This is a genomic window from uncultured Marinobacter sp., assembly GCF_913055835.1.
GTDB lineage: Bacteria > Pseudomonadota > Gammaproteobacteria > Pseudomonadales > Oleiphilaceae > Marinobacter.
Map to the genome: position 1 here is coordinate 239,483 of NZ_CAJXKQ010000001.1, position 13,833 is coordinate 253,315.

Consider the following 13,833-nt stretch of genomic DNA (forward strand, 5'->3'; position numbering starts at 1 on the left):
TAAGTTTGGGAGCCTACTATACGGCAATTTTCTTGAAGTCCAATGACAAAATGCGGATCAGGATCCACGATCAAGGTTTTCACTGGTCCCAGGGGTTGCCCTCGGTATTCTCCATGGTTTTGACACCGATATGCATCGCTGCTTTGGCCAGGATATTTGCACTCACCGGTGCGGTCATCAGCAGAAACACAGTGATAAGGATTTCTGAAATGCCGATTCCTGCGCCATTGGCACTGAAATAAAACACAGAGCTCAGCATGATCGCGCCAACACCCACTGTTGTGGCTTTTGTTGGGCCATGCAGGCGGGTGAAGAAATCCGGAAGTCTGGCAAGACCTATGGCGCCTATCAGGGTAAAAGCGCCACCCAGTATCAGCAGAGCTGATATGAGGTATTCCGCAATCAGGCTCATCGTGACATGTCTCCAGCAAGTGAAGGATAGAAAACGGGACTATTCAATGACACTGCCTCGCTTGAGATACTTGGCCATGGCAACGGTCCCGACAAAGCCCATCACCGCGATCAGCAGGGCTGCTTCCAGGTACATACGGGTACCCAGGGTGATTCCGAGGAGGATGATCAGAGCAATGGCGTTGATGTAAAGCGTGTCCAGTGCCAGAACACGATCTGGTGCATCGGGTCCCTTGATCAGCCGGTAGACATTGAGCAATGCGGCCAGAGTCACCATGGCGATCGTGATGTAGAGAGCGACTGTCATCATTGGAACATCTCCATCAGTGGCTTCTCATAGCGCTTGTGAATGGCGTCAATGACCTCCTGATCGCTGCCGGCATCCAGAGTATGGATCAGCAGTGTTTTCTGGTCATCACTGACATCGGCAGATACGGTGCCCGGCGTCAGAGAAATTGTGCTGGCGAGAATTGAAATAGCCAGCGGATGCTCGAGCTGAAGCGGGTAACAGACGAAGATCGGTCTTGGCTGGCGCGGACTCAGAATCAGCCGTGCGACAGAGAAACTGGCTACCACAATATCCTTCAACACGATGGCCAGATAAGCAGGCATCTTCCAGGATTTGATGAATGCCGGTCGCTCAGGCCAGAATCCCTGGGTGATTTGGGGGATCAGCCAGGCGAGAATGATCCCCATCACAACGCTGGCTCCGGATACTCCATCGCTCAGCAACTGCCAGGTCGTAAAAAGGATCAGGCTTAACCAGGGTTGCGGAAAACTCAATCGATCAAGCATCAGTCATCCTCCCCGACCACGGGGGTCTGCAAGATGTTGATATAGGCATCGTTGTTAAAGAGTTGGGTCGCCGTCTCATCGGTGTAGCGTGTTATTGGCCCTGCCAGGACCACTATCGCAACCGCCAGGGCAGTCAGAGCGCCAGCTGCGACGGAAATCCGGCCGTTGAGGGGGTCAGGTTTTTCCAGATGGCCGTCCACAGTCCGCCAGAAAACAATACTGCCCGCACGACTGTACGCGATAACGGTCAGGAAGCTGCCAATAAGCAGTACAGACCATAGCCAGGCCATTTCAGTTCCCGACTGCACGGATTGCAGAATCAGTACCTTGCCAAAGAATCCACTCAGTGGTGGTAGCCCTGCCGCGGCAACGGCGCCGACCAGAAACAGCACGCTGAGGAAGGTGCGGTTTTGCATTTTTGGGGCCGTAACGATGCGATCCTGAGCAGAGCCTCTTTGGTTGGCCACCAGCTCCGAGACGAGGAACAGACCACCAACCGTCCAGGTTGTGCTCAACAAATAGAACAGGGCAGCGGACAGCCCGGCTTCGGAGCCGAGCGATATTGGTGCCAGTAATGTGCCCACGGAAATGATGACCTGCCATGCCACCAGGGTTTTCAGACTGCCAGAACCAAGCGCTCCTATAACGCCCATGGCGAGGGTGGCCAAGGCAATAGGGAACAGCCAGTCCATGCCCAGATTGGCCAATTCGCCCGCATCGTCGCCGAAAATCAGCAAATACACGCGCAAAATCGCATAGATGCCAACCTTGGTCATGACTGCAAACAATGCGGCGACCGGAGCCGTGGCTTTCGAGTAGGCCCTGGGTAGCCAGAAGCATAGAGGCAGAATGGCTGCTTTCAGGCCGAAGACCACGAGAAGCATCATCCCGCCAGCCTTGACAATATTCACGTCCTCGCCCGAGACCTGGGGAATTTTTACTGCCAGATCGGCCATGTTCAGGGTCCCGGTGACACTGTAGATCATTCCGACACTGATGAGGAAAATGGCGGAACCGGCGAGATTCAGGACCACGTAGTGCAGGCCGGGGACGGTTCTGACGGTGCCCCCGCCGTGCATCAGCAAGCCATAGGAGGCAATGAGTAACACCTCGAAGGCAACGAAAAGGTTGAACAGGTCACCGGTGAGGAAGGCAATGTTCAGACCCATGATCTGGAACAGGAACAACGCGTGGAACTGGCGGTTGCCTTCATCGGCGCCGCCAATGGCATAGATATGGCAAAACAGTGCCAGCACGGCTGTCATCACCAGCATCAGTGCAGCCAGGCGATCCAGTACCAGAACAATCCCGAAGGGCGGCTGCCAGTTGCCAAACGCATAGATCCGATAGCTGCCATCGTCTGCCAACACCAGAAGCACGATGGCTGAGACCATGATCAACACAGTTGTTGCCAGCGCCAGGGTGCGGCGCAGACTGATAGGTGCGTAGCCCATGAAAGCCTGAAGAATGCCACCAAGCAACGGAATCAGAACAGGAGCGGTAAGCCAATGGTTCATTTACCGGTTACCTCCTCTTCTTCTTCCGGAGCAGGTGATTTGTAGGGCTGCTTGCCATCGACATGATCGTCATCGTTGTCTGCCAGGTTTCGCAGCGACAACACCACAACGAACGCCGTCATGGCGAAGCCAATCACGATAGCCGTCAGTACCAGCGCCTGTGGCAGTGGGTCTGAGTGGGTAGCTGCAGTGCCGAGCACTGGCTGCTGGCCCGTCGCTAGGCGACCACTGGAAAACAGGAAGAGGTTCACGCCGTAGGAAAGCATGGTCAGACCGACCACCACGGGGAAGGTGCGTGACCGCAGAATCAGATAAACGCCGGATGCCGTCAGGGCGCCAATAACCAGTGCGAAAACGAGCTCCATTACGCACCCTCCTTTTTACTCTTGATAGCCGAGTGGGGCGACAGCCGTCCAATACTCACCAGCGCAAGCAAAGTGGCTCCGATAACCGTCAGATAGACGCCGAGATCAAAAACCAGGGCGGAAGCAACCTCGAATTTTCCTACTACCGGCCAGGTTATGTAGCCGAAGGTGGACGTCAGGAATGGGTAGCCGAAGGCAAAACTTCCGACGCCAGCAATAGTTGCGAACAGAAGGCCCAGACCAATTACGTTGTGATAACGGAATGGAATCCTGTCCTGGGTCCAGATCATGCCGCTGGCAATGTACTGGAGAATGAGTGCCACCGAGGTGATCAGGCCGGCGATGAAGCCGCCGCCAGGCAAGTTGTGGCCTCGCAGGAAAATGAACACCGATACCATCAGAGCCAGTGGTAACATCGGGCGCGCAATCTGGCGAAGCATCAGCGGATAGGCATCCCGGGTCCACGCGTGCCCCTCGCCATCACTTGGGGGTGGTGTCAGGGCCGTGTTTTTGAGCATGGCGTAAATGCCGAGGGCGGCAATAGCCAACACGGCGATTTCCCCGAGGGTATCGAAGCCACGGAAGTCCACCAGAATTACGTTGACCACGTTGGTGCCGCCGCCGCCGGTTTTGCTGTTCTCCAGGAAAAATTCAGAAATTGAACTGAATGGCTGGGTCAGCATGGCGAGCGTGACCAGCGTCATACCGATACCTGCAGCTCCTGCGATCGCCATGTCCCTCAAACGCCGTTTCATTGGGGTTTCTATCGGAGTCCAGGACGGCATGTAGAAAAGTGCGAGCATCAGAAGAACAATGGTCACAACCTCGACAGACAGCTGGGTCATGGCAAGATCCGGCGCCGAGAATCGGGCGAAGGCCAGGGCCACAATCAGGCCCACCACGCTGAGCAGAACCAGTGCATAAAAGCGCTGCCGATGCACGGTAGCGGTTGCCAGGGCGCAAAGAATAAGGATGCCAGCAGCAATCGTCGTAGGTGCATCAATCGGACTCAATCCGTTCTCCCCGACGAAAATCCCCAGACCAAGAAGGGGCGCTGCAGCAACAGCAATAACACTGGCGAAAAGCAGCAATGCGTACCGTTGAAGCGAACCATTCTCGATGCGCGTGGTAACTCTGTTGGCCAGATCGACAACCCGAAGAACCACTGACTCGAAGACAGCTTTTTCGTCAATTTCCTTGAATCGGGCATGGAAGTCGAAGAAACGCTGACGCTGGCTGTACATGAGCAGGCCCCCGAAAAAGGCAACGAAACTCATGAGCAACGGAAGGTTGAAGCCATGGTAGACAGAAAGTGTGTATTCTGGCACATCACCACCAAGCGTGGCGGACGCAGCGATGTAGAGTAGCGGCCCGACCGAAATTGCGGGGAACACACCTACCATGATGCAGGCAAACACCAGGATCTCCACAGGAAACTTCATGTAGCGCGGAGGCTCATGGGGCGGATAGATTGGAAGATCCACCGGTTTGCCATTGAAGAAAACATCGTGGACGAAACGGGCCGAATACGCCACCGCGAAGATACCGGCCAGGGTAGCAACAACCGGTGGCAGCCAGGCCAAAAGACCGGGGAGGTTCAGTTCCAGGGATTCGGCAAAGAACATTTCCTTACTCAGGAAGCCGTTCAGAAGCGGAACACCGGCCATGGAAGAGGCAGCCACCATGGCGAGGGTGGCGGTGTGGGGCATGTAGCGCCACAGGCCGTTGATGCGCCGCATATCCCGGGTGCCGGTTTCATGGTCGATGATACCGGCGGCCATAAACAGGGAGGCTTTAAAGGTCGCGTGGTTGATTACATGGAAAACCGCCGCCACGGCGGCAAGCTGGGTGCCCATGCCAAACAGCAGGGTGATCAGGCCCAGGTGGCTGACCGTTGAATGGGCCAACAGTCCTTTAAGATCATGCTTGAACATGGCGACATAGGCGCCAATGAGCAGGGTGGCCATGCCGGTAAAGCTGACCATATAGAACCATTGCTCGGTGCCTGCCAGGGCCGGATAAAGCCGGGCCATAAGGAAAATGCCGGCTTTGACCATGGTAGCCGAGTGCAGGTAGGCCGACACCGGGGTAGGCGCCTGCATGGCGTGAGGTAGCCAGAAATGGAACGGAAACTGGGCCGATTTGGTGAACGCGCCCAGCAGAACGAGAGTCAGGGCCACCGGGTACATGGCATGTGCCTTGATCTGGTCACCGGCTGCCAGCACGTCATCGAGTTCGAAGCTGCCAACAATGTTGCCGATGATCAGTATGCCGGCCAGCAGCGCCAGGCCACCGCCACCAGTGACCGCAAGCGCCATACGGGCACCGCGACGGGCGTCCTGTTTGTGGGTCCAGAAGCTGATCAACAGGAATGACGTCAGGCTGGTCAGTTCCCAGAAAATCATCATCAGCAGCAGATTACTGGAGAGCACAATGCCCAACATCGAGCCCTTGAAACAGAGCAGGAGGGCGTAGAACTTGCCGACGTTCTCGTGAGCTTTCAGGTAATAACGAGAGTAGAGAATGATCAGCAGGCCGATAATCAGGATCAGCAGGGCGAACAGCAGAGACAGTCCGTCCAGCCGGAAGCTGAAGGACAGGCCGAGGGCCGGGAGCCACTCGTAGCTGTGCAGCACTACACCGCCATCGGCCAGGGTTGCCCAATGAGGGAACAGGGCCGCCAGTGCGATGAGCGCGGGTACGGAAGATGCAACGGCAATCGCCGTTCTGCCGCCCTGGGCGAAAAGGGGTGCGGCTATGGCACCCAGAAATGGCAGTAAAACAACCAGCGGTAGCGACATCGCAACCTCGTTATTGGTTTTCTTTTACGTGAGTATTGAAGGCATGTTTGCCTGAGTCTAGTCTCCGGCCGGCCACCCTGCACATTGATCAAAAAGGCCTTTACGGCATTCAGGGCGGGGTGGATCAGCAGAAAAGAGGCGGGTCGGGGAAGTACGGTAGACGTCCCCGGTGCCGCGCGATGTCAGCGGTAACAGGTGGGCGGGTAACTCTTGTGCAGCCGAAGGACCTTGCGGTCATGGTTGCTCCGTCAGTCGAACTTGATTGCCGATGATACGTGGCCCGTCTGGAAGGTCAAGTCAACTTGCGATTGATCAAGTGTATACTCCCGATAAATATTTCATGAGAGAGCCCCATGAGCGACACCTATCCCAACCTTTTGAAACCGCTGGATCTCGGCTTCACGGAACTGAAGAACCGGGTGCTGATGGGGTCTATGCACACGGGTCTTGAGGACCGATTCTGGAATATCCACAAATTCGCGCAGTACTTTGCGGAGCGGGCTGAAGGCGGTGTCGGGCTCATGGTGACGGGCGGATTCTCGCCAAATCTGGTCGGGCAGTTGGCCCCGCTTGCCTCAACCATGAACAACCGGGCCACGGCCCTGCTGCATCGCCATGTGACTGGAGCGGTGCATGAGGCGGGTGGCAAGATCTGCATGCAGATACTGCATGCGGGTCGCTACGGTTACCAGCCGTTGATTGTCTCGGCCTCGGCAACCAAAGCGCCAATCAGCCCGTTCAAGGCCCGCGCCCTTTCCTCGAAAGGGGTGGAGCGACAGATCAACGATTTTGTCAGTGCCGCGAAACTCGCAAAGTTCGCCGGTTATGACGGCGTCGAGGTGATGGGCTCGGAAGGTTATTTTATCAACCAGTTCTTGTGCGAGCGCACCAATAAACGCACCGACAAGTGGGGCGGCCCTTACGAGAACCGCATGCGCCTGCCCGTGGAAATTGTCCGGCGCATGCGCGAGGCCGTTGGGCCCGAATTCATCATTATCTACCGGTTGTCGATGCTGGACCTGGTAGAAGGTGGCCAGACGTGGGATCAGATCGTGATGCTCGGCAAGGCCATCGAACAGGCCGGTGCCACCATTATCAACACAGGCATTGGCTGGCACGAAGCCCGGGTCCCCACCATTGTTACCTCGGTTCCCCGCGGTGGCTTCGCCAATGTGACTGCAAAGTTCTATGGCGAAGTAGATATCCCGGTGTGTACCACCAACCGCATCAACACCCCGGAGAAAGGGGAAGAAATCCTCGCCGCAGGCAAGGCCGATATGGTTTCCATGGCACGGCCCCTGTTGGCAGACAGTGAGTTTGTGCGCAAGGCCGAGCAGGGGCGCAGCGATGAAATCAACACCTGCATAGCCTGCAACCAGGCCTGCCTGGATCATGCTTTCCAGGCCAAGCGGGCCTCCTGCCTGGTCAACCCGAGAGCTTGCCACGAAACCGAGCTGGTGTTGACGGTGGCCCCCGTTGTGCGCCGAGTTGCTGTAGTAGGCGCCGGACCTGCGGGACTGGCGGCGGCAACAACCGCTGCGAAACGGGGCCACAAAGTGACGCTGTTCGAAGCGGGTGACCGGATCGGCGGCCAGTTCAACTACGCCAAGCGCATCCCGGGCAAGGAAGAGTTTTACGAAACCCTTCGTTACTTCCAGCGCCAGATCGAGCTCCTGGAGATTGAGCTCAAGCTAGGCACCCGCGTGGACGCGGACTCACTGAAAGCGCAAGGGTTCGATGATGTGGTGATCGCCACTGGCGTTAAGCCGAGAACACCGGCGATCGAGGGCATTGATCACCCCAAAGTGCTCGGCTATCTGGATGTCCTTCGCCATAACAAACCCGTTGGTAAGAATGTGGCGGTTATCGGCGCCGGCGGCATTGGTTTCGATGTCAGCGAATTCCTGACCCATGATTTCAGCCATCATCTCGAAGGCGAGCAGGTCAGTGTTGCCGACTGGCAGGCAGAATGGGGCGTTAATCCGGACTTTGATGGACCCGGTGGCCTGGCCGAACGACAACCGACCCCGTCACCCCGCAAGATTTATCTGATGCAGCGAAAAACCGGCAAGGTCGGTGGGGGCCTGGGCAAGACCTCGGGCTGGGTTCACCGCAACAGCCTGAAACATCGCGAAGTGGAAATGCTCCGGGGGTGTCGCTATGAGCGCATCGACGACCAGGGACTGCATATTTCCCTTACCGATAAAGAGGGCAAGGTTACGGAAAGTCGGGTGCTGCCGGTGGACAATGTGATAATTTGCGCCGGTCAGGAACCCTTCCGGGAACTTTTCGACCAGTTGTCGGACTCTGGGGTGAACGCACATTTGATCGGCGGCGCAGACGTTGCCGAAGAACTCGACGCAAAACGGGCCATCCGGCAGGGAACGGAAGTCGCAGCCAAACTATGACACTACTTATTGCCTTCGCAGTACTTTCGATTGGCTTTTCCTTTTTGTGCTCCATTCTTGAAGCGGCGCTGCTCTCGGTCACTCCCAGCTACATCGCTTCATTAAAAAAAGAGAAGCCGCAGCTCTTCGCCCGGTTGCGCAAGCTGAAAGACGATGTGGATGATCCGCTGTCTGCAATCCTTACACTGAATACTGTTGCCCACACCGTCGGCGCCACCGGCGTCGGGGCCCAGGTCACAGTGGTTTTCGGTGAAGCGTGGTTGGGGATTGCCTCCGCAGTGATGACCCTGGCCATCCTGATCTTCTCGGAAATTATTCCCAAAACCATCGGGGCCAAATATTGGCGGGGCATCGCTCCCAGATTGCCCGCCATTCTGGGTTTCATGATCAAGGCACTGCTGCCATTTATCTGGCTGTCCAAACAGGTTACTCGCCGCATTGCCTCCGGTGAGGCAGACACGGACATTCGCGCCGAGATTAGCGCCCTGGCAGAAATAGGTAAGGACCAACAGGCCCTGGATGAAGATGAACGGCGGATGATCCATAACGTCTTGCGCTTTCACGAAATCAAGGTCAGTTCGGTGATGACACCGCGGACGGTGTGTAAATACGTCGACCCGGACATCACCTACGAGCAGTTCCGGGAGCAAGTCAGAAAATCACCGTTCTCCCGCTATCCCGTGATAGACGAGGATGGTGAGGCCCTTGGCTACCTGCACAGGGCTGACCTGATCAATCTTGATGCCGACGTCGACCTGCTGGAACACATGCGCAAGATCAAGCGGGTGAAAGGCAACACCAACATCGAATTCGTGTTCTCGGACATGCTGAGAGAGCGGCAACACCTGGCAGTGGTCTATGACGAACTGGGTACCTGGCTGGGAATAGTGACGCTGGAGGACATACTGGAGACACTTTTGGGCACGGAAATCATGGATGAAACCGACAATGTCTCTAATCTTCGCCGGTATGCGAAGCAGCGCTGGAGCCGTCGCCTGAAGAAGTATGGCTCCGGATAGAAACGGATTTGAGGGTTACCGGGCGGCTTTCAGCGCGTTGGAAATCGCCTCGGCCTCGGCTTCAAGTACCTGACACCGAAGGCTGTTTCCTTGCTGAAGTGCCTGCTCGATCTGCTTTCGCTTCATGTCGTACAGCTTGCTTAGAATGTCTGCCTGGCTTTGTCTGATCGGTGCATTCATGGCGGACCTCCCCATAGTGACACCTGTCGGTATTCTTTACGTTTCAGGCCGAACATTGGCCTTCACCGAAAACAGATGCATAACCCGGGCCATTCAGGCGTTTCCAAACATTACCTGACAAACCGTGACCGGTAGGCGCCCGGGGAGAGCCCGGTATGTTTACGGAAGAGGCGAGTGAACGAGCTCACGTCTTCATACCCCACCAATTGCGTGATTTCATCAATCGGCAGCCGTGATTTCTCCAAATGCTGACGTGCCACCTCAATCCGCAGAAGCTGCAGGTACCCGGTGGGCGTGTCGCCAGTTGCAGTCTTGAATCGGCGAATCATCGAGCGCTCGGTCAGCCCGCCCAATGAGGCCAGGCGCTGGAGGGTTATGTGTTCACTGTAGTGGCCATCCAGCCAGTCCTGAAGTTTTAGAATGGCCGCGTCCGAATGGTAGCGGCGGGCCTGCAGAGCGCCGTAGGGTGCCTGACTGGTTCGCCCCGCATCTATCACAAAGGCCTTTGCCAGCTCCCGCGCCACCTGAGCCCCGGCGTACCGTTCCACCAGGTAAATACCCAGATCCCACCAGGCCATCCCGCCCCCGGCACAGGCAACGTCGCCGTCCACCGTCACCAGCTTGTCTGGCTGCAGATTCACCGTCGGGAACCGCTGCCGGAACTGATGGCTGAAACCCCAGTGCGTCGTCGCCTGACGACCATCCAGAAGTCCCGCCTCGGCGAGCATGAAGGCCCCGGTACAGTTACTGGCAACCCGGACCTGACCGGCGTCTGATGACTGAAAAGAACTGAGCCAATGGATGAGTTCTGCATTTCCAGCCAGAACAACATCAATTGGGCCGCCAATTGTCGGTATCACCACCAGATCACTGCCGTCGCCACCCGGCAGCAGATCATTCCAGGCCCCGTCCGACTGAATGGTCAGCCCGTTGATGCAGCGGCAGGGTGCTCCGTCTTTGGTCAGAAGCCGGGTGGTGAACCGCGGTGCCGGCGTCTCATCGTTAATCCGCGCCCAGGTAACGCCGGCAAGACGGAAAAGATCAATAATCCCAGTGATGGCGCTGGCTAAAGCGCCATCGAAACCAATAACTGAAACTATTCGCATGCAAACTCCAAGGCAGGCTACCAGCGAGGCATTCCCTCCCGGGACTGTCTGCAGCATGGATGCTGCAGTCAAGCGTACAGGGATGTATTTACAGCGTGTCCCGGGAGGGAATGCCTTGCTGGTGGCCGGTCGTCAAGCGTGGGTTTGATCACCAAAAATATTGGGCGTGGCAATAATGACCATAATTATGTCATAAACGCCGGTTCCCAGAAAAAACCAGTTGTGAGAGGCTGTCGACAACAAACAGGAGACCAAGCATGACCGACACCCTGATCGACCGCCGCGACCTGGCGTTCCAACTATACGAAGTCCTCGATACCGAAAGCCTCACCACCCGCGAGCGCTTCAGCGAACACAACCGCGACACCTTCGATGCCGTCATCGAAACTGCCGACAAAATGGCCCGGGAGAAGTTCGCCACCCACAACAGCGCCGCCGACAAAGATGAGCCGAAATTCGTCAACGGCCAGGTCGAGATGCTGCCGCAGGTAAAAGAAGCCTTTGATGCCTACGCCCAGGCTGGCTTTATCGCCGGACGTTATGACTACGAACTGGGAGGCATGCAACTGCCCGAATCCGTCATGGCCGCCTGCAACGGCTTTTTCACTGCTGCGAACCCGGGCACCGCCGGCTACCCCTTCCTGACCACGGCTGCCGCCAACCTCATTCGTGTGTTCGGCAACGACAAGCAGAAAAACACCTTCCTGCCGAACATGCTCAGCGGCCGGTTCAGCGGAACCATGGCGCTGACCGAGCCCCATGCCGGCTCGTCGCTGGCGGATATCCGCACATCAGCGTCGCCAACCGATGAAGGGCACTACCTGATCAAGGGCGCAAAAATTTATATCTCAGGCGGCGAGCAGTCCATCACCGACAACATCGTTCACATGGTGCTGGCCAAGATCAAAGGGGCACCGGCGGGCGTTAAGGGCATCTCCCTGTTCATCGTTCCCAAGTTCCTGGTAGATGACGAAGGTAACCCCACCGAGCGCAATGGTGTCAGCCTGGCCGGTTTGATCCACAAACTGGGCTACCGCGGTACCACCTCAACGGCACTGAGTTTCGGCGACGATGCCCCCTGCCACGGCTATCTGGTGGGCGAGCCCCATCAGGGCCTGAAATACATGTTCCAGATGATGAACGAAGCGCGGGTTGGCGTCGGTTTTGGTGCGGCTGTGATCGGTTATCGCGGTTACATGCACAGCCTGGAGTACGCCAAGGACCGGCTACAGGGCCGCAAGGCCAGCGAGAAGAATCCGGAATCCCCGCAGGTGCCGATCATCGAACACGCGGACGTGCGCCGCATGTTGCTGGCCCAGAAAGCCTACAGCGAGGGTGGCCTGGCCCTGTGCCTCTATGGCGCCCGGCTGATGGACGACCAGCATACCCACCCGGATGAACAAAAACGCCTGGAAGCCGGTAAACTTCTGGACCTGCTCACCCCGGTGATCAAGGCCTGGCCGTCCGAATACGGCCCCAAGGCCAACGATCTGGCCATCCAGGTATACGGTGGTGCTGGCTACACCCGTGAGTATCCGGTGGAGCAGTGCTGGCGTGACAACCGTCTGAATCCGATTCATGAGGGCACCAACGGCATTCAGGCCATGGACCTGCTGGGTAGGAAGATCTGGCAGGATCAGAGCCATGGTTTGCAGCTGCTCATGCAAGAGATGCAGGTAGATCTGCAGGCAGCCACCACCGATCGCTGCCAGCAGTGGGCCCTGTCCCTGAGTGAAACACTGCAGCAGGCGGTGAAGGTTACCCAGAGCCTGGGTAAATCCCTGATGGAAGGTGATCCCGACAGAACTCTGGCCAACGCCTCCTGCTATCTGCACTTGTTTGGGCACATCATGGTGGCCTGGATGTGGTTGCGGCAGGCCAACGCAGCGGCCCATGCCCTGGGTTCAGCCAATACCGATGATGAGCGCAATTTCTACCAGGGCAAACTGCAGGCGGCCCAGTATTTCTTCCACTGGGAGTTGCCGACTGTGGCCCAGGATCTGGTTCTGCTGCGCAATCAGGACGATACCTGCCTGAACATGAAGGCCGATTGGTTCTGACTTAGGAGCGCTCTGGGCCTGCCGGTATCGGAGTAAGCGCGACCAACGGGTGCGGCTTCCCGGGACACGCTACAAGCACATCCATGTGCGCTCGGCTGTGGCCATCCATGGCCACAGACGGTCCCGGGAAGCCGAACCCGTCGGTCGCGCCCCCGCTTGAGTGCGGCCTGGAAGCAACGGCAAAGCATTTAGAAGGTAAAAGAAAATGGCTTTGGTGAACGTTGAAAAGAAACAGCACATCCTGCTGATCGGGCTAAACCGCCCGGAAAAAATGAACGCCATGAACCGCGAGATGTACCACCAGATCGCGGCGGCTTATTACCAATTGGAGAATGATCTTGAGCTCAGGGTCGGCCTGATGTACGCCGAGGGCGACCACTTCACCAGTGGCCTGCAACTGGACGACTGGGCTGGCGTGTTTGCCAATGGCAAAGGCATTGAACCGGGCGAGGGCGAACTGGATCCTTTCCACATCACTGGTCAGGCGCTGAGCAAACCCGTGGTTTTCGCCGCCCAGGGTATCTGCTTCACTTGCGGCGTTGAGATGATGCTCAACACCGATGTGCGAATCGCGGCCAAAGGAACGCGCTTTGCCCAACTGGAAGTCAAACGCGGAATCTTCGCCTGCGGCGGCGCCACCATCCGCCTGCAACGGGAAATCGGTTGGGGTAATGCGCAGCGATACCTGCTGACCGGCGATGAGTGGACGGCCGATCAGGCCTATCAGTGGGGTTTGATCCAGGAATTGGTGGAACCCGGCGAGCAGTTCAACGTTGCCTTGGAAATCGCCGACAAAATCGCAAAGGCGGCGCCCTTGGGCGTTCAGGGCAGTTTGAAATCCTCGAAGATCGCTGTCAGCGAAGGCCAAGAGGCTGCAAAGCAGCGTCTGTTCCCGGATCTTCAGCCTGTAATGGCCAGTGAAGATGTCAAAGAGGGAATCCAGTCATTCCTGGAACGTCGAGAGGCCGTTTTCAAAGGGAAGTGATTCCTGAGTTTTCTCAGGAAACACTGACACACTCCATCTCAACAGATCTGATTTTTTCTTCCGTAGTCCGGGCAGCCGACCGGGGTCTTCCTTCCGGGAGTGTGAGCAGCAAGGATGCTGCGATCAAGCCCCCATGGATGGGTTCACGGCGTCTCCCGGAAGGAAGACCCCGGTCGGCTGCATGCA

Annotated in this window: 12 protein-coding genes; 4 read left to right on the plus strand and 8 right to left on the minus strand. The window is 57.1% G+C overall.

Annotated features, from left to right (window positions below):
- Nucleotides 1-79: 79 nt before the first annotated feature.
- From QZ534_RS01230 to QZ534_RS01255, 6 genes are read right to left on the minus strand one after another with little or no spacing between them, the layout of a single operon-like run.
- Nucleotides 80-412, minus strand: a complete 333-nt coding sequence (locus tag QZ534_RS01230; protein WP_296930437.1) for a Na+/H+ antiporter subunit G — start codon at nt 410-412, stop codon at nt 80-82.
- 39 nt (nt 413-451) lie between these two features.
- Complete coding sequence (locus tag QZ534_RS01235) at nt 452-721, minus strand: K+/H+ antiporter subunit F (protein WP_296930440.1); 270 nt, start codon at nt 719-721, stop codon at nt 452-454.
- The gene (locus QZ534_RS01240; RefSeq protein WP_069182954.1) at nt 718-1,206 is read right to left on the minus strand and encodes a Na+/H+ antiporter subunit E; all 489 of its coding nucleotides are present in this window, start codon (nt 1,204-1,206) and stop codon (nt 718-720) included. Before QZ534_RS01240 ends, QZ534_RS01235 begins: the two co-directional genes overlap by 4 nt.
- A complete protein-coding gene (locus QZ534_RS01245; protein WP_296930445.1) occupies nt 1,206-2,723 on the minus strand; it encodes a monovalent cation/H+ antiporter subunit D in 1,518 nt (505 codons plus the stop codon). The genes QZ534_RS01240 and QZ534_RS01245 overlap by 1 nt, the downstream gene beginning before the upstream one ends.
- Nucleotides 2,720-3,088 carry a Na+/H+ antiporter subunit C gene (locus QZ534_RS01250; protein ID WP_069182956.1) on the minus strand — a complete coding sequence of 123 codons (369 nt, stop codon included), beginning with the start codon at nt 3,086-3,088 and terminating at the stop codon, nt 2,720-2,722. The genes QZ534_RS01245 and QZ534_RS01250 overlap by 4 nt, the downstream gene beginning before the upstream one ends.
- Nucleotides 3,088-5,889, minus strand: coding sequence for a monovalent cation/H+ antiporter subunit A (locus QZ534_RS01255; protein WP_296930448.1), 2,802 nt, complete (start codon nt 5,887-5,889; stop codon nt 3,088-3,090). The genes QZ534_RS01250 and QZ534_RS01255 overlap by 1 nt, the downstream gene beginning before the upstream one ends.
- Before the next feature lie 353 nt (nt 5,890-6,242).
- Here QZ534_RS01255 and QZ534_RS01260 point away from each other — a divergent pair, with 353 nt between their 5' ends.
- Nucleotides 6,243-8,297 (plus strand): NADPH-dependent 2,4-dienoyl-CoA reductase, encoded by a 2,055-nt coding sequence (locus tag QZ534_RS01260; RefSeq protein WP_296930451.1) that lies wholly within the window; start codon nt 6,243-6,245, stop codon nt 8,295-8,297.
- Nucleotides 8,294-9,316: a CNNM domain-containing protein gene (locus tag QZ534_RS01265; RefSeq protein ID WP_296930454.1), complete on the plus strand. Its 1,023-nt coding sequence runs from the start codon at nt 8,294-8,296 to the stop codon at nt 9,314-9,316. Before QZ534_RS01260 ends, QZ534_RS01265 begins: the two co-directional genes overlap by 4 nt.
- Before the next feature lie 15 nt (nt 9,317-9,331).
- On the opposite strand, the gene QZ534_RS01270 is transcribed toward QZ534_RS01265, so the two are convergent.
- Nucleotides 9,332-9,496: a hypothetical protein gene (locus QZ534_RS01270; RefSeq protein WP_296930457.1), complete on the minus strand. Its 165-nt coding sequence runs from the start codon at nt 9,494-9,496 to the stop codon at nt 9,332-9,334.
- Nucleotides 9,497-9,606: 110 nt separating this feature from the next.
- On the minus strand, nt 9,607-10,602 hold the full coding sequence (locus QZ534_RS01275) for a helix-turn-helix domain-containing protein (RefSeq protein WP_296930460.1): 996 nt from the start codon (nt 10,600-10,602) through the stop codon (nt 9,607-9,609).
- A 257-nt stretch (nt 10,603-10,859) separates the two neighbouring features.
- Between QZ534_RS01275 and QZ534_RS01280 the strand changes: the two genes are divergently transcribed.
- Nucleotides 10,860-12,662: an acyl-CoA dehydrogenase gene (locus QZ534_RS01280; protein ID WP_296930463.1), complete on the plus strand. Its 1,803-nt coding sequence runs from the start codon at nt 10,860-10,862 to the stop codon at nt 12,660-12,662.
- Nucleotides 12,663-12,867: 205 nt separating this feature from the next.
- Nucleotides 12,868-13,647: a crotonase/enoyl-CoA hydratase family protein gene (locus QZ534_RS01285; protein WP_296930466.1), complete on the plus strand. Its 780-nt coding sequence runs from the start codon at nt 12,868-12,870 to the stop codon at nt 13,645-13,647.
- Nucleotides 13,648-13,833 lie beyond the last annotated feature (186 nt).